20 protein-coding genes are annotated in these 21,546 nt (G+C 43.0%); 5 read left to right on the top strand and 15 right to left on the bottom strand.

All coding sequences use genetic code 11. The features are described 5' to 3' along the window. Window positions 1-99 precede the first annotated feature (99 nt). The 3 genes from VPNCDNU1_RS05650 to VPNCDNU1_RS05640 all read left to right on the top strand — a co-directional run bounded on the left by VPNCDNU1_RS05650 (window position 100) and on the right by VPNCDNU1_RS05640 (window position 3,947). Complete coding sequence (locus VPNCDNU1_RS05650; protein ID WP_104399462.1) at window positions 100-2,742, top strand: hypothetical protein; 2,643 nt, start codon at window positions 100-102, stop codon at window positions 2,740-2,742. Window positions 2,743-3,018: 276 nt separating this feature from the next. Then, entirely contained in the window at window positions 3,019-3,495 is a 477-nt protein-coding gene (locus VPNCDNU1_RS05645; RefSeq protein ID WP_104399461.1) for a hypothetical protein, read from the top strand. Beyond that, window positions 3,492-3,947, top strand: coding sequence for an ABA4-like family protein (locus tag VPNCDNU1_RS05640; protein WP_104399460.1), 456 nt, complete (start codon window positions 3,492-3,494; stop codon window positions 3,945-3,947). Before VPNCDNU1_RS05645 ends, VPNCDNU1_RS05640 begins: the two co-directional genes overlap by 4 nt. 47 nt (window positions 3,948-3,994) lie before the next feature. On the opposite strand, the gene pip is transcribed toward VPNCDNU1_RS05640, so the two are convergent. The 14 genes from pip to VPNCDNU1_RS05570 all read right to left on the bottom strand — a co-directional run bounded on the left by pip (window position 3,995) and on the right by VPNCDNU1_RS05570 (window position 18,091). Continuing rightward, the gene (pip, locus tag VPNCDNU1_RS05635) at window positions 3,995-4,945 is read right to left on the bottom strand and encodes a prolyl aminopeptidase (protein ID WP_104399459.1); all 951 of its coding nucleotides are present in this window, start codon (window positions 4,943-4,945) and stop codon (window positions 3,995-3,997) included. A 501-nt stretch (window positions 4,946-5,446) separates the two neighbouring features. Then, window positions 5,447-6,769, bottom strand: a complete 1,323-nt coding sequence (locus tag VPNCDNU1_RS05630; protein WP_104399458.1) for a type II toxin-antitoxin system HipA family toxin — start codon at window positions 6,767-6,769, stop codon at window positions 5,447-5,449. Then, on the bottom strand, window positions 6,763-7,104 hold the full coding sequence (locus tag VPNCDNU1_RS05625; RefSeq protein ID WP_201797107.1) for a helix-turn-helix domain-containing protein: 342 nt from the start codon (window positions 7,102-7,104) through the stop codon (window positions 6,763-6,765). Before VPNCDNU1_RS05625 ends, VPNCDNU1_RS05630 begins: the two co-directional genes overlap by 7 nt. A 251-nt stretch (window positions 7,105-7,355) precedes the next feature. Then, entirely contained in the window at window positions 7,356-8,288 is a 933-nt protein-coding gene (locus VPNCDNU1_RS05620; protein WP_145959437.1) for a hypothetical protein, read from the bottom strand. A gap of 160 nt (window positions 8,289-8,448) precedes the next feature. Further along, complete coding sequence (locus tag VPNCDNU1_RS05615) at window positions 8,449-9,183, bottom strand: ABC transporter ATP-binding protein (protein WP_104399455.1); 735 nt, start codon at window positions 9,181-9,183, stop codon at window positions 8,449-8,451. Then, the gene (locus VPNCDNU1_RS05610) at window positions 9,176-10,459 is read right to left on the bottom strand and encodes an ABC transporter permease (RefSeq protein WP_104399454.1); all 1,284 of its coding nucleotides are present in this window, start codon (window positions 10,457-10,459) and stop codon (window positions 9,176-9,178) included. Before VPNCDNU1_RS05610 ends, VPNCDNU1_RS05615 begins: the two co-directional genes overlap by 8 nt. 2 nt (window positions 10,460-10,461) lie before the next feature. Beyond that, entirely contained in the window at window positions 10,462-11,682 is a 1,221-nt protein-coding gene (locus VPNCDNU1_RS05605) for an ABC transporter permease (RefSeq protein ID WP_104399453.1), read from the bottom strand. After that, a complete protein-coding gene (locus VPNCDNU1_RS05600) occupies window positions 11,679-12,941 on the bottom strand; it encodes a TolC family protein (protein WP_104399452.1) in 1,263 nt (420 codons plus the stop codon). The genes VPNCDNU1_RS05605 and VPNCDNU1_RS05600 overlap by 4 nt, the downstream gene beginning before the upstream one ends. Then, window positions 12,934-14,067, bottom strand: a complete 1,134-nt coding sequence (locus VPNCDNU1_RS05595) for an efflux RND transporter periplasmic adaptor subunit (RefSeq protein ID WP_104399451.1) — start codon at window positions 14,065-14,067, stop codon at window positions 12,934-12,936. Before VPNCDNU1_RS05595 ends, VPNCDNU1_RS05600 begins: the two co-directional genes overlap by 8 nt. Before the next feature lie 470 nt (window positions 14,068-14,537). Next, on the bottom strand, window positions 14,538-14,888 hold the full coding sequence (locus tag VPNCDNU1_RS05590; RefSeq protein ID WP_104399450.1) for a hypothetical protein: 351 nt from the start codon (window positions 14,886-14,888) through the stop codon (window positions 14,538-14,540). 407 nt (window positions 14,889-15,295) lie between these two features. Beyond that, window positions 15,296-15,997, bottom strand: coding sequence for a penicillin-insensitive murein endopeptidase (locus VPNCDNU1_RS05585; protein WP_237324092.1), 702 nt, complete (start codon window positions 15,995-15,997; stop codon window positions 15,296-15,298). A 123-nt stretch (window positions 15,998-16,120) separates the two neighbouring features. Next, a complete protein-coding gene (locus VPNCDNU1_RS05580; protein ID WP_104399449.1) occupies window positions 16,121-16,387 on the bottom strand; it encodes a TfoX/Sxy family DNA transformation protein in 267 nt (88 codons plus the stop codon). A 112-nt stretch (window positions 16,388-16,499) separates the two neighbouring features. After that, the gene (locus tag VPNCDNU1_RS29065) at window positions 16,500-17,057 is read right to left on the bottom strand and encodes a hypothetical protein (protein WP_104399448.1); all 558 of its coding nucleotides are present in this window, start codon (window positions 17,055-17,057) and stop codon (window positions 16,500-16,502) included. 137 nt (window positions 17,058-17,194) lie between these two features. Further along, window positions 17,195-18,091: a LysR family transcriptional regulator gene (locus VPNCDNU1_RS05570; protein WP_104399447.1), complete on the bottom strand. Its 897-nt coding sequence runs from the start codon at window positions 18,089-18,091 to the stop codon at window positions 17,195-17,197. Between the two features lie 86 nt (window positions 18,092-18,177). Between VPNCDNU1_RS05570 and VPNCDNU1_RS05565 the strand changes: the two genes are divergently transcribed. Both VPNCDNU1_RS05565 and VPNCDNU1_RS05560 read left to right on the top strand, forming a co-directional pair. Further along, window positions 18,178-19,206: a nuclear transport factor 2 family protein gene (locus VPNCDNU1_RS05565; RefSeq protein WP_104399446.1), complete on the top strand. Its 1,029-nt coding sequence runs from the start codon at window positions 18,178-18,180 to the stop codon at window positions 19,204-19,206. Window positions 19,207-19,432: 226 nt separating this feature from the next. Continuing rightward, window positions 19,433-19,816, top strand: coding sequence for a hypothetical protein (locus VPNCDNU1_RS05560; protein WP_104399445.1), 384 nt, complete (start codon window positions 19,433-19,435; stop codon window positions 19,814-19,816). Between the two features lie 149 nt (window positions 19,817-19,965). Here the strand turns inward: VPNCDNU1_RS05560 and VPNCDNU1_RS05555 are convergent, their stop codons facing one another. Beyond that, window positions 19,966-21,156 (bottom strand): M12 family metallopeptidase, encoded by a 1,191-nt coding sequence (locus VPNCDNU1_RS05555; RefSeq protein WP_167404730.1) that lies wholly within the window; start codon window positions 21,154-21,156, stop codon window positions 19,966-19,968. Window positions 21,157-21,546 lie beyond the last annotated feature (390 nt).

The raw sequence follows: 21,546 nt of genomic DNA, 5'->3' as shown, positions 1-21,546 counted from the left end.
ACCGATATTAATACATTTATTTTTCTATAACTTACTGAGGTGCATAAGTTAATATGCGGGTAACTTGCAATTTATCCTTCATGGTTATAGGACTTGGTGATGCAGTATTCTAGTGTTGATTGGTATGAGGTTGTCAAAGAGGTTATTGAAAATGACAGTGGAAAAAACAACCAGAAGATTCTTCGAGCTTTTGAACATATCGAAAATCTGAATATCAATAAAGCACTCTCTGAAATAGAGGAATTCAACGAGATCCAATACTTCTTCATCATACTTTTATTATCGATAAAGTGGATAGAAAATGAAGGTGGAAAAGAAGAGCTTAGAGATTTCATAATACCACTGCGAGAGAAAGTCCCAGTTAATTCCGTACGAGGGTCATGCAGTACTCCAATATTGAAATCATGGGTTTCCATCGTTGGTATCCACTTAGACACAGACGATATTGTCTCCCTTAACGATTACTTCATCGGGGATTCTCTGATTTCAGAAGTGATTGAAGAGCACTGTAAAACGGGAACCTACAGTGAAGCTATTCCTCTGGCGTATCGCCTCAATCATAATTTCCCTGATACTCGTGCAGATTCTTGGGCAAAGATTGTCAATGGAATGATGTATGACCCATTTGCATATGACTATATTGACGAACTCGCGTCAATCGGATTGGCAAGACCAATGGTGGCTGAAGGTCATCAAGAAGCTTATGCGCATGGTGTTGCGATAAAAACCTTTTGCTCCATGGGGTTGGATAGCGACCACCCTTGTGTGCAAAAAAGCTTTAAAAATCTCACGTTCATTTCCTACAGTAAAAAGTACAACTTAGAGAGCTCTTATGGTGTATTTTTAGCGATCGTCTCTTCTGCATGGCGAGCGGGAGAAACTAACCACGATGGCTGGTTCGCAATTGCTGAATCTTTATTCGCTAGTTTGGTGGAACCTCACCTAAAAAACTCTGCTGATTTTGCCTTAAAACTCTCCAAGTATTCGAGAGGTGACGAAGACCTTTCAAATTTGAAAAAACACGCAAAGTTCATCGGTATAGAGTGGGAAGACAAATCCCCAGATATTTCTCAGCTATATAAACACCTCGTAGATGAACGAGAAAAAGCTTGTTACGACGAATATATGTTGGCGCGTTCCGTCATCAAGGGAGAAGATGTAAAAGATAAAGTCGAAGAGCGCCTTCTACTTAAAGAATTGCCTCAAAATGTCTATAGAAAAGAGCTAAGAGTCTTTGTTATGGGGTGTAAACTTTGCTTACCAGATAATCACTTAGCGCAATTGCTCGAGCAAGTACCAGAGAAAGATAAGAAATCTGCATTGGTTGAGGGAGCCGCCTATGGCTTCTCAGCTCAACCCCATCGTGCAATAAGTTACTTGCTTGGTGCCTACCCTGAAGGGGACGACAGAGGATCATTCACAGAGCAGCTTCTTCCTATTTTAACCCCGAATTTAATTGACCAAGCACAACAATTCCACTCAAAGATGGGAAACAATTCGGCTTTGATTTCTTTAATATTTCATCACTTTGAGAAAAACGAACTGTCTAAGGTAGCTAACCTTGCTAATGATCTAGGAAACCCTACGTCTTGTGATGATTGGGTTCCCTTTTACAAACGTGGCAATAACGCGAAAAGACCAATATTCACCGTATGTGAAAAACCATCTCTGCCAATTGACCCGTGCAAATCGCAAAACATAGAAGATATTGATTCAGATCTTTTGGTTAAAAGTTGCAAAACAGCACAAGACCTTTATCAACTGCTTAAGAAGCACCCCGAAAACGAAGGCTTAAGAGCATCAATTCAAAAGTCGATGTCTTTGAAGAAATTCCAAAAAAACATCATCCAAAGATGTGATTTGATCGAAGTCGCTCTGCTTCTTGATGACATTGATTTTGCAACCGACCTTCTTCCATCAGTGAATAACGGAAAGTATCGCCCGAACGGACTTCAAAATGGAGTACAGCCCATACAAAGTATACTTGCGTACCTTATCAATTCGAAAAAGTCCGTATCTCAAGATTTGTATTTCGCGCTATTACAAGCCATGCAAGTTAACTCCCCCTACTCTCTCTTTTATGGGTACTTCAGCCTGTCACAGTTAATTTTTCAGACCGATTTAAAAGGACAGGAAAAGCTGATGGAAGAAGTGACTGAAACCATAAGTAGTAATTTCCGAGACATCTCTTACTGTGCGCTAGGCTATTTTGGTTTCGTGCGTGGAATGATTCAAAACTCTTCAAAAGAGAACTTAGATACAAATACGGTTGAACAATACTTAGGCAATATACCCAGCTTGTTAGCTGCAGTTAGGGAGCATGAATTCACATTCTTCATTCCACAGCAGCTCGCAGAGTTAAAAACTAAGCTGCCTGAAGCATTATGGATAGACAGTACATCTAAAATATTAAAGGCATATTTCGCATCAAGTGAAGGTCATTTACTTTCGAATCTGCATACTCTGGAAGTAAGCTACAGACAATTGTGGGCTGTTAGCAATTTTTCAGTTATCGAATCTCTTATCAACTCAGGAGAATTGGACTCTAAACTGGAAGCGAGTATCAAAAGAAGTATGTGGAAAGATATTGAGTTTGCACCTACCCCCTTTGAGCTCATCTATAAAATACGCCCTAACACTGATAACGAAGTACTCATTGAAGAATACCTAAAGGCAGTCACTTGGACGTTAAACAAATTTGAACACATCGATAGCAAAAAGGTAAGCCTTCTGCTGAATTAGAGTAATTAGCTTTACTCGACAAACATCAATCTGGGAGTCAAGGCATCAGCTCCCAGATTAATATTTCATCCTCCTGAGCGAACACCAACATGTAAAACGCAACAGTCTAATAATAAAAACCCATTTACAACTCATGCCATGTGTTGCTATTCTTCTCGCGGGTTTGCAGGACGCCCAGCTCGTGAAAGTTCACTCACCTGTGTAATAAGACAATTTAATTACTGACTCTTATCTATGGTCCTAAACGAGACAGACCAGCCACTCGATGGAGTTTGTATGCGTAATCAAAAATCCCCTAGTGATGCCAAATCACTGAAATCTCCGAAAACCATTCCTGCTGTCGAATCCTTGCTGCGTGAGGCTCGAAGGTTACACCGTGTCGCTAAATCTGGCAGTGTTTCAGAAGCCATGCCCATTATCCGCAGAATCGAAAAAGCGGGCGTGTGTTTTGGTCAATCCATTTCTTCTTTATATAACGAACGTCGCACCTTGCAGCGTAAACACTTTTTACGGTTGTTAGCCATTGAAGCGGGCTATCAAAGCTGGGAAGCGTATAAACCTGTACTGATGGCACAAAAGGATGGCACCTCTCACACGCCTGACTTTGGTAGGAAAGTTCTTTCGACTTTGAATCTCTGGTTTTCATCGGAACAAGAAGCTCAGTCTTATGCCGATCAACATGGCGGTGAAGTGTTGAAATATGGCGAACAAGCAGTAGTGATACCAAGAAACGCTCACGGAGAGGTTCAATGATGGCACATTTAACCTTTGAAATAGGTAGCGGTATTGCGTTGTTAGGTTGGCTATTTTTAGTGTTGGGGATCTTCATTTCATCAACTCGGATTCGTTATGGGGTACTACTTTTCGGCGGGCGAATTATTCCTCTTGTCTTATCGGGCCTTTACTTGTTTTTAGTATTTCGGTTTTGGGGCAGTTCACCAGAGGGGAATTTTTCTAGCCTAATCGGGGTGAGTAAGCTGTTTGAATCAGAAGGAAATTTAGCCGCAGGTTGGCTTCACTTCCTTATTTTTGACTTGTTTGTTGGTCGCTGGATGATTGATGAGGTTACACGCGCTAACCTACCCAAATGGCGATTAATTCCCTGCTTACCACTGACATTTTTGTATGGTCCCACTGGCTTAATAGTATTCTTCACGTTTCGTTTATTTGATGAACGTGAAAAGCACGCTTTAGTTGCCAGTTAGATAATCATTCAGCCTTTGGGCGTCCACTGGATTGGTCGCCCACATTTCTAATCTCGATATTTATTTAACGCAGCCGTCATTGCTTCAGGGAAGCCAACACCGCCGTGACCTGCTTCTTCTAAAGCAATCAGCTCGCTATTTGGCCAAGCACGGTGCAAGGTTAAGGCGGTATCCAATGGACCAGAAATATCCCACCTACCATGAATTAAGGTCGCAGGTATGTCTGCTATGCGGTGCATTCCAGCCATGATTTCGCCATCTATTAGAAAGCAACCGTGACTCCAGTAGTGGGTCACAAGGCGAGCAAAAATTAGGCTGAATTCGGGTTCTAGATAACGGGGTGAAGGTGCCCAACCCGGTGTTAAGGAAACGTGGGTATCTTCCCACAAGCACCATTCTATCGCTGCTCTGCTGTGAATGGCAGGATCTGGGTTTGACAATAAGCGAGCATACGCGGCAGACAAGTCGCCGCCTCTTTCTTCTTCGGGTACATGCGAACAAAAACGTTCCCATTCATGGGGAAACACCCTCCCAATATCTCGAGTTATCCACTCTATTTCTTGTCGAGTGCCCGATGTCACAGCCCCCAATACCATGGCTTGTACGCGGTTTGGATAACGCTGGGCGTACACCAAACCCAACGTAACACCCCAAGAGCTGCCCACTACAACCCAGCGATCGATATTAAGGTATTCACGTAAGGCTTCTATATCGGCAATGAGGTGATCCGTGGTGTTTGTGCTTAAGTCAGTATTTGGCTCCGATGCCAACGGGCGGCTGCGCCCACAGCCACGTTGGTCAAATAATACTGCTCGATAGGCTTTTGGATCAAAACTGCGCCTTGAGCCTGCTCCACAACCGCCTCCCGGACCACCATGAAGATAAAGCGCGGGTATTCCAACAGGGGTTCCGACTTCTTCCCAATATAAGCGATGCCCATCACCGACTTCGATCATTCCTGAATTAAATGGCTCAATAACTGGGTAACGCTCTTTCATCTTCAAATCCTTTTTTTTGCTTACGCAGTTCACCTGCGATATGTGAGCTTTAAAATTGGGGCGGACATAATACGCACCTATAACCATTGCACTAGGTATAGATTGTACAGGCTCTTAATTTTTCTAGTATTTTGCGAGGCAACTCAGAAACCAACCTATGGTACTGAATATGGTTTATCGAGTTTGATGGACGGGTTGTTCGAACAAGAAACCAACGCGCTTACTGCATTTTGCAATTACTTTGCGATTTGAAAATGCAAATATGCAACAAAGTGGTTAGCAAACGTTTTCGTCAGCGTATTTTCAAGGGTTTAAAATTGGCATGCGAATTGTATTAGTAAGTGTGACCCTTTTAAGCCGGGGTCACCTAGCCAACTGACGTTGTTAGTGAATAGATTTGTTCACAATTGTATAGCCAGCCGCACTCTATATTGCGACTGGCTTTTTTCTTTTGTACGCAAAGGTGTGATACGAGCTGTGGTTAACTAGAGGTTGGATAAGTTAAATATTCAAACGAAGATTGGCTTCTACTTCATCAATCAAGCTCATCGGAACCTCTTCTTCAGTCGCCAGCATTCGCCACTTGGATACATGCTCGATAGTTTCTTCAATGATAGTATCAACCATCTGTTTACTAAACTTCGGACTCAACCGGCGCAAACTATAAAAGTCGTCGCGAGTAAAGTTATCCCGTTTACCGTTCAGCGTCATCCAATGCTGCGCAACCCATTTACTGCCAGGTTTGTAAGAATAAGCAATATCGTAAGCTGGTGCTAAAGACCACTCCCCTTTATCACTCATTGTAAATCCAAAGTTTTTGGAGTGATCATCGTGATTGCGTGCGACTATGTTGAACACCATGCGTTTAAACAGTTCTTCTGCATCCGTTGCTTTTAATCTCAGCTGCCGAGCGATACTAAACAGCTCTTCGTATGAATACTCTCCGGCTTTTTTGTAGCTTACATGCGCCATTGCATTAAGAGTCTGCGTATGTACTCGCTTGTTTCCTATGCGATCAAAACGCTTAGTCACAAAGTGCCTTCGATTTCCTTCATTTAAAAGCAACGTTGGCATCATGTTAATGCCGCAAAACTTATGCGCCAATTGGTAATAGGTGTACTCCATTGCACCGTAACCAAGAGGATCGCCAAATGTTTCTTCATTTTTATTGTGCTCGCTAACACCATCGAATTTCATCAAGTAATGAGAAAAGCCATCTGGCACTTCAACCTGCCCAGAACGCGCTTGACTGAAGTTGTCGTTGAAAGCTAAAACGGCTTTAGGGCGTGCTCCGCCTGCGCTCATCCCCACAGACATAAGTGCTAACATGGCATCTTTGTCTTCACAGCCTTTTCTATCGATCCCTACTCCAAAATCTTGGCGCTCATTCAATATTTCTTGAGCGACAGAAACGAGCGAGCTGATCTCTATCTCGTTCGATTTATCAAACCCTGTCGTTTTAGTTGGAGGGGAATAGGAGAGCGCCCCCATACCTCGTTTACCCGTATATTGGAGCCGCTCTAGCGGAGTAATACTATTTGGTGAACGACCATTGCGAGCAACCCATGCATTTAGAACGCTATTACCAAAGTCATCCGGTAATGAATCCGCTAATAAGCCAGAAAGCCCCTTAAAGGTGGCATGGTCTAGGTTCGGAAACGTGTAGATTTTTTTTTGAAGCGGCATCATTAGTGGTGAAAGCTCGATTCCTGAATCGATAAAGCTTTTATCGTATTCAAACGCACTTTGCTGGTTTTCAGTGTCGTAGCTAGCTGCCCCAACAAATGCACCATTGTATTCAACTTCAATGAACTGCTTTACCATCCCAGATCGTCCTCGTTAGAATCGGTGTCTTTTTGAGTTCTTGGGCTTGAGGCTCTTTGCCTTTTCTTCCCTTGCAATTTCGCCAATTGTATTGGTGAAATTGGGGTAGGAGGAAGAAATTGATCGAGATGATCCACCACTTCAAGCGCCAACATCAATGACAAGATAGTTTCAAGAGTACCTTTGCCATTTTCGGCTCGCGCTATTTTTTGACGCGATACACCCGTGATGTCCGCCAACTCTTCCTGACTGACGTTATTGTTTAGCCTATATTGCCTGATGCGCTCGCCAATCAATTCAGCTAGAGCAGAGGCAGACATATTTGAATACTTCACATCAAAACCTTAACGTGCCATTTGTGTAACATAGTAACCATATCTTGAGCTTTATGTTGCACTATCAACACATAAATCGACCTTTTCTTATTGAAATGAGATGATAAAGAGATAACAGTACAAACTAAAAAATAATAGTTTAAAAATAACACATAAAGCAAATAAATTATATTTTATGGTTCATTTTTAATACATTAAAAATAATGAAGATTCTTTAGCTAAACAAGTTATTGAACTCCGATACTTGATGATCACTTTTTCGGCGTCACCGATTTCGCAATGGTATCGACCGTTTTCGTCACTTTCTCGATTTCTTCAGGGCTTCCCATGGAGACCAGACGAATGTAATAGCCATTATCTAGCGTACCTATGTATTGAATAACGGTTTGGTTGTTTGTTTTTGCTACCGTTCGGTAACCATTTTTGCCAGCAAAACTGACCTTGTCTTCAGATATGATTTTGTGTCCTTCAAACCCTTTGATTGACTTTAAAAGTGTTTTGGCGTGTTTGGATTGATCTGGAATTTGGCTTTGAGATATTGAACTTGCGATGATCAATAATGGTTTCTCACCCGATTTATCCATACCATCAAATGTGGTGAGTGAGACGGTGGAATTCCCCATTACGTCCGCTACTTTGAAGGGGCTTTCTGGTTCAAAAGTGAAAGGAAGCAACGCTATTTTTTCAGGAACGCTAGCGGCATTTCCGATTTGAATATTCTTGATTGAGTTCAATACCGCCGCTTTATTCAGCGCATCTTTACCCATAATATTATAAGTGACCATCACCGTTTTCTGACCTTTGAATAGGGCGATGTATTTGCCCACACTCACTCCAGATATCGCTTGTGTACCGATGACAATTGGCGCTTTGTATCCATCTAATTCCACAGAGCTCAGTTCAAGCACAGCAAGGCCTTGTTTCCCGAAGCCTTGTTTAGCCATGTCGAGGTCGCTAAATAACGCTGATAGTTGGTCAAATGCTTCTAGCGGTAACTCCATAACCACAACACTGGAATTGTTTTTTGCGTTAATAAAGCCTGCGAAAGAATCCGATAATTTAAACCCATTTGGTTGCTCCATACTGGCGGAAGTGCCTGGAACATGAACTCGATCTTGCGCAGCCCAAGTGCTGAACGGCAGCATCGCCATTAGCAACCACAGAGTACATTTTGCCTTTATCATCTTTGTGAACCTAGTTTTTAGAATTTATGAAGTAGAAAACACTAACATACCGATTCATCAAGCCAATGAATGCAAATGAAATATTGGACCCCATTCAGATAAATATGATGTTACTTTTTGCGATTACATGGAATGATGAAGTCGGCATCATTGCGTTGCACTAAAGGCTTGTGGAATGGGGGATCTGATCTGAAACTATCAGCCCATCTTTTATCGTGATGATCCTATCGGTTCGGTAGGCTAGCGCCTGATCGTGAGTCACCACAACAATGGTACGCCCTTGTGAATGCAATTGTTTGAACAGCTTTTCTATTTCCGTCCCCGAGTTTGAATCCAAAGCACCGGTAGGTTCATCCGCGAGCAAGATCTGAGGATCGTTGACCAGCGCACGTGCAATGGCGACTCGCTGCTTTTGCCCACCAGAAAGCTGGCTTGGCTTATGATGCAAACGCTCACCTAACCCCACCTGTTCAAGTAAGTGCGCGGCTTTTTTCTTCCGCTCTTTGGCACTTATCCCCGAATACACTAAGGGCAGTGCTACATTATCCAGAGCAGTAGCATATTCAAGTAAATTAAAGCTCTGAAATACAAAGCCAATTTTCTGGTTACGAATAGCAGCCAATGCATTGGGGGTTAATGACGACACGTCATCAGAATCCAAATTATATTCTCCGCTTGTCGGTATATCTAAACACCCCAACACGTTCATTAATGTAGATTTTCCTGAACCAGATGGACCCAGAATAGACAAGTACTCACCTTTTTCTATACGAAGATCCACACCATCCAACGCCCTGACTTCGGTTTCTCCACTAGCATAGTATTTACAGATTTTCTTCAGTTTTACCAAAGGACTATCAGACATTTTATTTCCAAAACTTTCGTTATTATTCACTGTGAAGAGCCTCCAAAGGCGATACGCTAGCGGCACGATTTGCTGGTAGCCAAGCCGCCAACACACCAATCACCATCAAAGAACTGACTACAACACTCACCACAATGAAGGACAATTCTGGTACGGGTTTACCTAAGTCTTCGTACACCATATTTCCCTCCAGATTCAGCGCACTGAATAGTGACACCACCGCAAAAGTCAGTAACAGCCCCAATCCGCCACCAATCAACATGGTCATGATGGATTGTGTAAGGTAGTGCATTCGAATCGCCATTGGGGTTGCCCCAACTGCCATCCTGACGCCAATGTTGCGTGTCGCCCCTTTGACCATGGCATACATAATGTTGGCAATACCAATACCCGCCACAACCAAAGTCAGCAGCCCCACAAGCCCTAAAAAGCTTTGTAAACCAACTAAAAACTGGCGCATTGTCTTTTGATTCAGATACATGTCGTCTACTTGGATAACTTGCTCATCCTGTAAGGACGCACCGTGTTTGCGTATAAGTATTTGACGAATCACGCTTGCAAGCTGAACTCTGTCGACTGACTTTTTCGGTTGCACATTGATCGCACGTACGGGTTCGTGTGGATGAAAGCGCTTCCAACTAGCCAAAGGAACAAAACTGGCGTAATCAATAGAGTTGCCCTGTTCAATACGAGCACTGTTTTTTGCCAGTACCCCCACAACGGTAAATGTCTGAGAACCAACTTTAACGGTTTTACCAACGGGATCGGTATTTAGCTCCACCGAGGCAAACCAGTCCATTTCTACGCTGTCATTAAATAATTCAGCTGCTGCCAAATACCCCAATACAATGACGTTACGCAGTTCATCTTCATCATTAGGATTTATCCAACGACCTCCTGCTAATAGTTCGAACCCCACTTGGTTTGCATACTCCGGTCGAACTGCAAGGGGCTGGGACCATATCGTGCGTTTTTCAGTCTGTAGATTTTCATCCCATCGAGCTGTAGGTAGAGCACGTTCAACAGTTGGCAGCGCAGCAATTATGTCAGCGTCCTCTAATTCCAGATCCAGTGCTTTGCCTTGAAAAAACTGGTTGTTGTTGACGGTTGCAATCCCTCCGGTAACGTAAATAAGCTGACCGTTTCCCCGTTCAGCCGTACTGATCACCCCTTGTCGAATGCCCTCCCCTACAGACAACATCACACCAATGCATAGTGTCGACCAAGCCACCGCGAGAATCGTCAGCCCAAGCCTCAACTTTTGTGCTGCCATTTCCTGAAAGATCTGTCTCATTGGTAATTGCATGTTTACCCCCTCGAACTTAGCGCGATAACGGGAGTTAAACGGGCCGCTTTTCTCGCAGGAAAAAACGACGCCAGTAGCGCCATTGAAATTACGACGCTAGACGATAAAGCCACTGAACTTGCAGTGATGGTTGGAATGCCAATCCACTCAGGTAATAGGAAGTGGTTTGTTTCAAATAGCATCACGACACCATAGGAGACAAGCAGACCAACAACCGCACCAGTGAGTACGAGTACCAGACCTTCTGTTAAAAACTGAATCAGAATGGCTCTTTGAGTAGCCCCGATGGCTAATCGTACACCTATTTCATTGGTGCGTTCAGTCACCGACAAGAACATAATATTTGCAACCCCTAATGCCCCTACAGCCAGAGTCATCGCACCGCTTATTCCCAAAAAAGCTTGAATGGCTCTCAGAATGCTGTTGAAAGTTGCAACGCTTCCGCTGTAATCCGGCATGCCGAGCGTCTGATGGTCCGACGGGTCAAACTGCATTTTAAGTGCAAAAAAATTCAGAAGTTGTTGACGAAGTTGACCTGCACTCACCTCAGCTGTTGGCTTTACTAATAAACGGCTAGGATTGCCCGACCAGATATCCAAGTATGTAGATCTCGGAATCATTACCTTACGGTGCTCACCAAAAGATTGGGTTGCATCTTCTCGATTTAGGACTCCAATCACTTTAAACGGAATACCAGAGATTTTTATAAACTCACCCACCTGGATACCGCCCATCATGGCAATAGCCTCACCAATAATGACCACCCTTCGGTGATTAACCTGGTCTAGTGGTGAAAAATTACGTGAGCCCGGCTGAAACTTCAGATAGGACAATGGAAAATAATTCTCATCTACCCCAACAAGAAAACTGGTCAGTTGATGCCCTTGCAAATTGGAGATACTTGCATCCCATTGCTCATATACCACGGCAAGGCGATCAATGTAGACAGCCTTTGAGAGCTGCTCTAATGTGCTTTCCTGAAAGTGCACTTCGCGACCAGAGGGCAATCCATTCCAAGGCTTACCGGTTTGCGATGGCCAGACTACCTGGGTATCACCAGCCAGTTGTGAAAACATCTGGCTTTGTTGGCGATAAAAGCCTTCACCCAGTGCAATTAACACCACCACAGCGATCACACCCCAGGCGATGGCAAGAATAGCTAACAGGCTTTTAATTTTATGAGCTATCAGAGTCTGCCAAGTTTGGCTAAGTAGAGAATTCATGATTCTAGAGCTTGAGAAATCAACATCATAGTATCGTCGTCCAACTGACCAGCAATGGCGAGTAGCGCAACTCTCTGACGCCAGTACTGATATAGATTGTTTTTTAGTTTATGCCTAGCGTCATACAGCTCATTGTGTGCATCGATGAGTTTTGATGTGTCGCTCATCCCCGCGTCATACAGTGTCTGCTGCATTTTCAGTACCTTTTCTCGAGAGCCAATCAGAGTTTTGGACGCCAACACCTGCTGCCATTTGATCTCGACCTGAGAGTGCGCGAGTTGCACCTTTTTTCGAATGTCGATTTCTAGCTTTCGCATATCCAACTCAGCATCTCGGACGCTGAGAGACGTGGCATCAACTTTGTTTTGTATGGTTCCGTTAAGATCAATTGGAATGCTTAAGCTCAACCCAGCATTAACGTCATTATCAGATAAATCTGAAGTACTCTGACTAGCACCAAAGTTGCCAGTCAACTTAGGATAATAGCCACCTATTGCAGCCTCTTTATCATGTTTCCGAGCTTGTACGATTTGAGCTGCAATCAAGAGTGCCGGGCTGCTATCTTTTGCCAGCTCAATCCAGTCCGACTCAAACTGCACAAGCCTTTCAGGTTCGTTCAATGAATCGTTGCGTATTTGATCTACTTCATCCACCTGACGAAGAATCAAGGCATCCAGCTCTAATCGCATTTGAGCAAGTTTAGACTGGTTAATCAGAATATTATTTTTGTCCGAAATTTCACTGGCAAACATTTGTTCCACATCGATAGACTTTACTCTCCCAGCTTTGTATCGCTGCTGGATAATGATCAATTGCTTGCGTGTTTCCTTCAATTTGCTTTCAACCAGTTGCAAATCTCCCTGCGCACTTGCCACATTGAGATAAGCCTCAACCAGTTGTTTAGCAAGCTTATTTTGGATTTTCACCAACTCAAGTTGGGAGATAATAACCTCCACTTCGTCACGGTCTAATTTTGCCCAAAGACTGCTATCCCAAATTGTCCAGTTGAGGGCTGTGTTTAAACTATAACTAGTCGAACTACCTTCACGCCAACTCGCGTCAGCCGAGACATTGAGTGAAGGCAATCTATCGCTGCGGCTTAACGCAAGAGCATTCTCCTTCTTTGCAATGGCGAGCGTAGCTTTCTCAAACTCCGGATTATTCGCTTTCGCCGCCTGCCAAGCTTCCTCAATCGAAAGAGCATGTACTGGACCAAATACCACGATACAGCTCAAGACCCATAGTCTTTTGTTAGCCATGTGGTACTCCCATCATACTCGCGTCAATGATCTCATCGGACTCACTGACCCCGCTCAATACTTCAACCAAAATGCCATCAGACATACCTAACTCAATCGTTTGAGTTCGGTATCCTGACTCGGATTCATCTTGTATCAGTACATGGGGAACTTCTCCTTCAAACTGTAGTGTTCGCTCAGGCACCACCAACACATTCTCTGCTGTTTTCAGCGTAATGGTTGCAGTGGAAGAAAAGCCTGAACGAAGCCTGACTGTATCAGGAATGACTAACTCGTCGACTTCAACCTCAAATCCGTTGTTAAAGCTCTTGGATTTGTTATCTGAGCCTGAGTGGGAATTCAGCTTTTCAGACTGTATTGCTACGTTAGAAAGCACGCCGTGAATTTCAGTATCAGGGAATGGAGCAATGGTAAGCGTAACAGGCATACCAGGAAGAAGCTTTGCTGCATCATGCTCACTCACACTGCCTTTGAATACCATCTGCTGTAAGTCTGCAATCGACATCATTTCCGTCGCTGTCTGATTGGATTCGGTAGAGATTATTGGCGCTCCTACCTCTACCTTTTTATTCAATATGGTGCCATTAATTGGGGAATAAATTATAGAAGTCAGCTGAGCGCTACCAACCGATGCTTCACCACTGCGAATCAACGCAAGGTTTTGTTTAGTCTGGAGCACTTTCGCTTCTGCGGATTTCAAAGCAGAACGCGCTTTCACATAGTCGCTGTAATTAGTTGGGATCACCTTCTGCTCGACAAGACTCTGCAAGTTGGCGTACTCCTGCTTGGCTGATTCCATTTCAGCTTCTGCTTGCATAAATGTCGTTGATGCTTCAGTCAGGTCCTGAGGTGTAGGGTTAGGCCTTACTTTAAGCAAAGGCTGACCTTCAGAGACACGGTCACCTACCTGAACATACAGTTCACCGACAATGCCGTTGATCTGAGATTTAATTGAAACGGAGTGCGCTGGGACGATGTTTCCCACAGCAACTGCATTTTTTTTGATTGTTCCTTTCTCTACGATCAGAATGGGCAGGGTTGGTGTATCTTGATTTGAATTGAGATATGAGTGTACCCCGTACCCTAAAAGGGCAATCACACTGATGAATAAGATCCAATACTTCACTGTTTATGACTTCCGAAAATTTTACAAAAAAATACACTCATCCGACCGAAAATCGGATGAATAAGTTCCCAAGTGGGAAATAAATCCTCAAGACATGAGGAAATAACGTTTGATATGAATAAAAACCTTAGAAATTCGAGTTATAATTCAATATTCATTTAGTCTCATTGTATTTTATCAAAGTAGAATTCAATAAAAATAAATTTGAATAACTCGCTATTTTCAAATGTTTTTGAAAGCAAAGCCCAAGCAATAATACACTGTATAAAATAAATAGTTAGATAATACAAGAATTTTACAACAATAATTAGTCGCTTATATAATTCAAGGTAAATACTTAATTACTATCAGGTAAAAAGTTCTGTAGTTGTATGACTGCTCATTCTATTCATGGAATGTTCCACTCACTGTGAAACAGTTAATCTGAGGGAGACATTGCTGCTCTCCCCCTACTGATACGCTAGCGTTTTTTAAACAGCGCTTAGTTTCAATCCAACAATTTTAGGATGCTGACCAACGCAACCATCGACTAACACAGCGAGTGATTTTCCAGAGGATTGAGACTCTAAAATCAGTGAGAAAAGGCGTTCTACAGCCTGAGGTTGTGTCACTTCAAAGTTAGAGGAAAACAAATACAAGCTCTCTTTCGACGACCAACGGCATCGTTCAGGATCATGAAACTGTTCGTTTTCAACGTAAAAGCCATGCTGGTCAGGTGCCCAGACAATATCTTTAACGGTTTGATCCCCATTCGTCCACGACGCGGCATAACTGAATATAGAGAACATAGAAAGAGCAAAAGTAGAAACCGTTTTTAACATAGTTGAAAATCCTGAGTTTAAAGGTGAGAAAGTCGTTAGAGACCCAACATAATAACCACTCTTTAGTATTATATGCGTACAATATTATAGGGGAACAATCCACACCTAAGACATAAAACACAAACGACCCTAAATTAGAACATCATCCTCCGTCTTAAAAATAAGAATATGAACAAAGATCAAATAATGTCTAGGTTAGGCATTGGTGAACGTTTTCAAATAATAAGAAATTCCAAATTAACTTGGTATAAATATTTAGGGGATTGAAACAAAGCAAAAAAATCATACAATGTAATTTTCTATAATAATCATTCATAAGTTTTCATATAAATTAATAGGACAACAAACTGTTAAGTTGTTTATTCCTTATTTTGATATAGCTCAACCAGCTATACAGAAACAGCCCATTACTTTTCACATGGAATGATAAAATCGACGTGATAGTGTTCGTCGTGCCTTACCCATGAACGTCTTTTGGAAAGCCGAATGTTTTCCTTGATGTATGGGCCGTAGGTGGTTTTGAATAACCCTGATTGCAGTTTGGGATCGAAAATAACGCGCCATAAATCATGACCTCGTTTTTTCGACTCTTTATGGAGCTCGACTAGATGGGCAGCTAGAGCAGTGTAGTCTATCTCTAAGTCGTCGTATCGTCCTTTCGCGTCCAACTCGATGTCGTACCCCAGCCTATTCAGTGGGTTCGTTGGTAAATGCACGGACTCTCCATCTTGATTGATCATGGGAGTCATGAAATCGACTGATAACCCATTACGATGGGTCTTATGAGGGCTAAATTTCCCGCCTTCTTCAAATCCCGTTTCGGCATATTTGAAGATTTTATCGGGGTGGGATTGCACTAAGTTTTGATACGCAGAGAGCATGATTTCACTGACTGAGGAATGCACATACGTTCTCCCTGCTGCGCTTGCGAGTAGGCTATAGGATTCGAAATTGTCGCCATACAATGGCAATTTTACCCCGTTCTCCAAATACCCATTCGACGTGGTTCCATAACACGTGCTCGGTTTGCTCATTGAAGGAAAAGCGAAGGTTGCCAGTAAGAGCCCTAAGATGGTTTGTTTCACTACTTTACCGCATTGAAAATTCAATTTATCTTCCAACTTTGCCTGAGTCGAGACATCAGAACAAAATGAAACTCCGGGAAAAGAAATACATTGTGACCAAACACAAAAAAAGCACCGTTCAAGTGCTTTTTTTGTGTCTTGTTACCTTTATTTGGGTGCCAATCCCATTTCATCTAGCCGCATTAAAATTTCCGTTTTTCTGGATTTAGCGATAACGCGCCAATCAACGTTTTCTTTAGCGCCCATAATGGCATAAATGGAGTTTAAGCCCGTTCCTTTCACTTTGGTTTTAAGTCGCGCGTAAAGCTCGTAGCTGTCGGTATTAAGAAAGTCTTCGACTGAATGAACATCGACTTGCGCAAGGATTTCTTCACTCTTTGGCCCGAACCCTTTTAGATCTCTCAACCTTTCCATGTATATGTTCCTGCTTGCTATTTTACTTTTGGTGGTCACTAGAATCGAGAAGGTATACCACATCGCTGTGTCAGGTTCTGTCAGTGACTCCGCTAAAGCGCAGGAACAGGGCTCATTTCCATTCAAATACGCCGTCTTTCACACTGCAGTTTGCAACCACATCGGCACTGTTTTCAATGTAAACCTGCTGAGAGGCGGAAACATCGTAGGTGAGATATTCTGAGCACTTCGCGCTCTGACCTGTACCTATGACTACTTTTGTTCCCGGCTTTAAATTACACGTCACCAGCTTATCCAATGGCGACCATTGATAACAAATCTCATAGTTTTCGCGGTATTTGGCGACATTTCCCGCAGGAACTTCATGTGCCCACCATTGGCCAAATTGGCTGTATGGATTCGTACTATTCCATGCTCGGAAGAGCGTAACGTTTGAGACTTCCTTGCTCATGTACACTTTACCTTGGCACAACTTACCTTCTTCAGGTGCTCCTAACGCGCTTTCTAGTAAAGCTGTATCTTCCACTGCTTCAAAGTGATCAGCGAGATGTGCAGGCAGCTCTACGCTTCCTTCACATGTAGCTGGAGTGAGTGGTGCTTTTTCAACGTTTTGCTGGTTCACACACCCAGCCAGCATAAGAATAGAGACACCTGCAATGGCAACTTTCATTAAACAATCCTTTGATTTGTCGGTAAACGGCAAAGTGTACATGGTATGAAACTGATGTCATCTATCTAAAGAAATGAACATCGTGATGCTCACATTCAGTACTTTTTCCTTTCACAAAGCGCACTCAAAGGTGCTGGCTAAAAGGGAGATTGTATGGTTTCGCGCACCCATTTATGTCGAGCGGAGTGGCTGTTTTGCTGGTGCCATAGCTGCACAATGGAATACGGGGCAAGATCAACAGGTGGAGGGCATTGAGCCAAACCGTTAAAGATGGATTCTGAAAGTCGAGAAGGCATGGTAGTAATGATGTCAGTGCCACGAATTAGACTAGCCAGTACATTAAAAGAACTGGTTTTAATCGCGATTTTCCGTTCCTTACCGCGAGCCACTAGCTGGTTGTCGGCCTCAGTCTTTTTTATGTCTCCCAACACAATGATGCCGTGTCTTGCATTGCAATATTCCCCTACACTGCTTGGCGCACTGCGATGGCTTGGATCGTAATAAACAACATCAAAATCTGAAATCAAACGCTTTTGACGTATATCAGTGGCGTCGATATCAATGTCTGGGTTTATTGCAAGATCCGCCACTCCTTCCCTCAGTGCGGTTGGAATATCCAAACCAGAAATCGCGTGAATAATTCGAATCGTCAGTTCAGGTGCTTGCTGCTGAAAAAGAGGAAAGACGGGCTTTAAGATATGTTCGATTTCGTAATCATTCGCCATGATCGTAAATTCCCCCTTATCAGTAGAAGGATCGTAAGTCATATCTGTCGACATGGCTTCTAACTTGGCAAGGACTAATCTTGCATCCAGCGCCACTGTATCTGCTCTTTCAGTGGGGATAAGCCCTCTCCCACTTCGAACAAACAGTGGATCATCCAGAATTTTTCGGAGCCTCTCAAGTGCATGGCTGGCTGAAGATTGATTAATGTTCAAATGCTGGGCAGCCCGCGATACAGACTGAAAATCGTAAATGGCGAGAAATTGCGTCAGCAACTTGCCATCTATCGCTAAATAATCGGTTTTGTGCATATTACCTATTCATATGGTCATATTGTTCGCCATTCAGACAGTCAATAGGATGTGTTTTCTCCCAGGAAGATAAGAAGGAAGACAAAATGTCTAAAAAACTCATACTATCAAGTCTAATTATGGCATCCCTTTCAGGTGCTGCTGTTGCTCAAAATTCACAAGCGATCGTTTTCCCAGGTGAATTTAATGAACAACAACGTTCGATTCAATTTCCTCAACATTCTCAAGCACAAAAAAATGCCATCGTTTTCCCGAGCCGTTCTTATGCAGTTCAATCTTATAAGGGTCGCTATCAACAATCTAAGGCTCGTCAGGATTTCTTCCAAACAATGGAGTCGGTACATGTTGCTGAAGGTTTCTATACAGACACGTTGATCAACAGAGATTACAACACTTACTACGACTACATTGGTGAAGTTTACGTTCAGCATGCACCTGATTACCCAGATGGTGCCGAACCACTACGCGTCGAGCTCTTGAAGTATCTAGACGACAACCCAAACATTGAAGTAGACATTCTGCGAACAATTGCAGAAAAAGAATACGTTGCCATTCACTCGGCATGGACGAACAACGGCAGTACAGATGTTTATGTTGATATCTGGCGTGTCGAAGATGGTAAATTGGTTGAGCACTGGGATCACTATCAAGGCGTAGAGCCTAGCACAGAGCTTTCGGGTCCTGAGGTTGATGTGTACGCAAGACAGAACCAAGATCTCAATCGCACAAAAGCGCTTCGAGTTATCGATACCTACAACAACCTCAACGATCTAAAAGATGTGAGACGTTTTGTCGGTGCTAACTTCGTTGGGCACACACCTGAAGCGCAAAATGGTAAAGCAGCCTTTATCAACCACCTTCAAGGTATGGCGCAAAATGGGAAGCGTTTTGTCCGTACACCCGCTCAAACCATTGCGATGGGTGATATGGTACTTGTCCATTCCAAGCAGGTGGATCGTGATATCGAAAACGATCTAGGTACGGGTTACATCGATATTTTCCGTTTCAATAATCAAGGGGAAATTGTTGAGCAGTGGAGCGTGGAACAAAAAGTGAAACCTGTCGATGAACGTTACAATATTAACGAAATCTTTGCTTACCCTTACCGCTGGTAATCGTTGGTAACTCGTTAGTCTATATGCCTAAACTCGACTTAACGGTCAGGTAACGTCTCTAGGGGGAAAGGATACCCCCGCCCTTCAATCAGAAAAAATTTTCTTTTTCCGTTCATTTCCTTTGACATCGACTCAAACACTGTATAAATATTGAAATGAAGCACAAATCTATTCACTTTTGCTTCCTTTGCCTAGCCCAACCTTTGTTTTCGTTTAAGGAAAAACCATGAGTTCTAGTCCCATTCTGAGCCAGTCCCTAATTGTAAGTGGGCGCGATATTCCCTTGAAAGAGCTGTTGTTTGCTAAACGTGTTCTCGATAACTACATGTTAATTGCTTTAGACAATAGCCCAGCCGAGCTTCTTGCCGAAATGAAAGAAGCCGTACACAGCGTTGACTATTTCAAAACAGAAACTGATCCATGTGAAGCGCGTAACGCTGTAAGCAAAATGCTTAAAAGCGTTGAGCAAGCCTCTTCTTTTGATCAATTTAAAGAACTGGCTTCCAAGCCTTCTCAAGCACTTCATGAGCTCATCGAAGATAGAGCACAACTGATAAAACAAGAAAGAGATTTGCTGCGCGAGTCTGGATATAACGTATCTAAGATTTAAACGGCACTCGTGTATTCAGTCTGCCGGCTCAAAACAGTTTGCCAGCTCAAAGCAGTCGTCAGCTCAAAAGTAAGTATCATGAACAAAGAAAGCCAGCTTCATCAAAACGAAGCTGGCTTTTTGTATAGACAGATTAAGTGAGAGAATCGTTACTCCGCTTTAATCGTCACGGTTACGCCAGAGCTGGCGCGATAACCATTTACCCCTATATGCCACTTTCCTGCTGCAGGTGAATTGATCACACAAGTTTCTGCATTACCATTACGCCATGGGCGGCAATTGTATGAGTTTAGAGTAGGTTGAGCGCCTTTTCTTACATACAAATCCACATCCCCTTGCCCACCAGATGTGGTGATGGTCAGCGTTTTATAACCACTGGCGAGTTCCTGAACGTGGTGCTGCCATCCGCCCTGCGCTACGCTCACGTTTGTAAGGGTTTCATTGATTGGGTCTGGTCCGCCGGTAGGCGGTGGTGTCGTACCTCCTCCCCCATAAACTTCTTGCAGCGCAGCGATATCATGCTCCGTTAAGCGCTGACGTTGCCCAAGTTGGCTATTGGGTACTGATGGATCCTTAGACGATATAGTGACTCGACCATTTCCAAACGCACCCGAAGAATAATGCATGATAGAGCGAACATCATATGGACCAACCGATGTTGTCACCGCTCCCTTCTTCTGGAAATTATGCTCTTTACCTTGCTCAATATTATTCCAATGAATATTCACATACTGATCGCGGTCGGCACGCGATTGTTCATGCCAAAAACCCAACGCATGCAAAAATTCGTGAGCGGCAATGCCTGGTGTTCCGCAGCCTCGACCAATAGATAAGTTTTGAGATCTCCCTGTATAACCAACCTGTGAGTAACAACCGTTATCGCGAATAATGCGTACGTAACCTGCTTGATTGGTTCTTTCAACAAAACGGACTTTGGATACATTTTCTATCCAACGCATTCCTTCCTTAATAGAAGTAACATCATGGGCAGGAATGTTGCTTGCGATGGTGTATGGAACAACACCATTTGGCCACTTAGCGTGACCACTCCACGATGCATATCCCGTCACTTCACCTTCATCAGCAAAACGCATGGGCTGAACACCCAAGTTCTGAACATCTTTGGCATTACCCAGTATGATATCGCCTTGGAAGACAGCGGTGTTACCGTTTTCTAGCGCTTTAACATCGTAAGAAACAAGATCATTTGTTCCTATAATATGAGTTTGCTGAGTATCGATAGTCGGTACACCTGCATTCACATCGGTTTCACTTGCTGCAAGAGCAATGAGTGGAGTCATCGCCAATGCGGATATTGGAATTACTACGTTAAGTTTCATTATTATCTCCATATATTTTAGATTCCACTTCCAATTAAAATGTCTAACATAAATAGATTCATAAAAACGAAAGCCACGAACAACCCAGTTCAAAAGGATTCCGTAACTTGAATAAATATGAATATTTAGCATTACACAACTCATACAGGCACCCGCTCCCTAAATAAGAACTTGTGCTTTGTATAATAAAAAATGAAGTGGTCGTAATAATATGATTGGAGGTTTTTATAAATGCAAATAAACAAATCCGCATATTTCATCCGAATTATTTAAAATTTATCATGGAGGAATGGATATCACGAATGTGATTTAATTGAATAAGATATTTCTTAAAATCGAGTATTAATCTTTACTAAAAAACTTGTAAGGAAGACCAAGTGAAATCAATTT

It is taken from the genome of Vibrio penaeicida (genome assembly GCF_002933855.1).
Lineage (GTDB): Bacteria > Pseudomonadota > Gammaproteobacteria > Enterobacterales > Vibrionaceae > Vibrio > Vibrio penaeicida_A.
The sequence above is the reverse complement of the archived record's forward strand: the minus strand, read 5'-3'. Positions and strand labels throughout refer to the sequence as shown.

Bases quoted from the DNA above. Each gene is read 5' to 3' on its own strand.
- VPNCDNU1_RS05650 (WP_104399462.1), top strand. From the start codon at position 100: ATGCAGTATTCTAGTGTTGATTGGTATGAGGTTGTCAAAGAGGTTATT.
- VPNCDNU1_RS05645 (WP_104399461.1), top strand. From the start codon at position 3,019: ATGCGTAATCAAAAATCCCCTAGTGATGCCAAATCACTGAAATCTCCG.
- VPNCDNU1_RS05640 (WP_104399460.1), top strand. From the start codon at position 3,492: ATGATGGCACATTTAACCTTTGAAATAGGTAGCGGTATTGCGTTGTTA.
- pip (WP_104399459.1), bottom strand. From the start codon at position 4,945: ATGAAAGAGCGTTACCCAGTTATTGAGCCATTTAATTCAGGAATGATC.
- VPNCDNU1_RS05630 (WP_104399458.1), bottom strand. From the start codon at position 6,769: ATGGTAAAGCAGTTCATTGAAGTTGAATACAATGGTGCATTTGTTGGG.
- VPNCDNU1_RS05620 (WP_145959437.1), bottom strand. From the start codon at position 8,288: ATGATAAAGGCAAAATGTACTCTGTGGTTGCTAATGGCGATGCTGCCG.
- VPNCDNU1_RS05610 (WP_104399454.1), bottom strand. From the start codon at position 10,459: ATGCAATTACCAATGAGACAGATCTTTCAGGAAATGGCAGCACAAAAG.
- VPNCDNU1_RS05605 (WP_104399453.1), bottom strand. From the start codon at position 11,682: ATGAATTCTCTACTTAGCCAAACTTGGCAGACTCTGATAGCTCATAAA.
- VPNCDNU1_RS05600 (WP_104399452.1), bottom strand. From the start codon at position 12,941: ATGGCTAACAAAAGACTATGGGTCTTGAGCTGTATCGTGGTATTTGGT.
- VPNCDNU1_RS05590 (WP_104399450.1), bottom strand. From the start codon at position 14,888: ATGTTAAAAACGGTTTCTACTTTTGCTCTTTCTATGTTCTCTATATTC.
- VPNCDNU1_RS05580 (WP_104399449.1), bottom strand. From the start codon at position 16,387: ATGGAAAGGTTGAGAGATCTAAAAGGGTTCGGGCCAAAGAGTGAAGAA.
- VPNCDNU1_RS29065 (WP_104399448.1), bottom strand. From the start codon at position 17,057: ATGAAAGTTGCCATTGCAGGTGTCTCTATTCTTATGCTGGCTGGGTGT.
- VPNCDNU1_RS05570 (WP_104399447.1), bottom strand. From the start codon at position 18,091: ATGCACAAAACCGATTATTTAGCGATAGATGGCAAGTTGCTGACGCAA.
- VPNCDNU1_RS05565 (WP_104399446.1), top strand. From the start codon at position 18,178: ATGTCTAAAAAACTCATACTATCAAGTCTAATTATGGCATCCCTTTCA.
- VPNCDNU1_RS05560 (WP_104399445.1), top strand. From the start codon at position 19,433: ATGAGTTCTAGTCCCATTCTGAGCCAGTCCCTAATTGTAAGTGGGCGC.
- VPNCDNU1_RS05555 (WP_167404730.1), bottom strand. From the start codon at position 21,156: ATGAAACTTAACGTAGTAATTCCAATATCCGCATTGGCGATGACTCCA.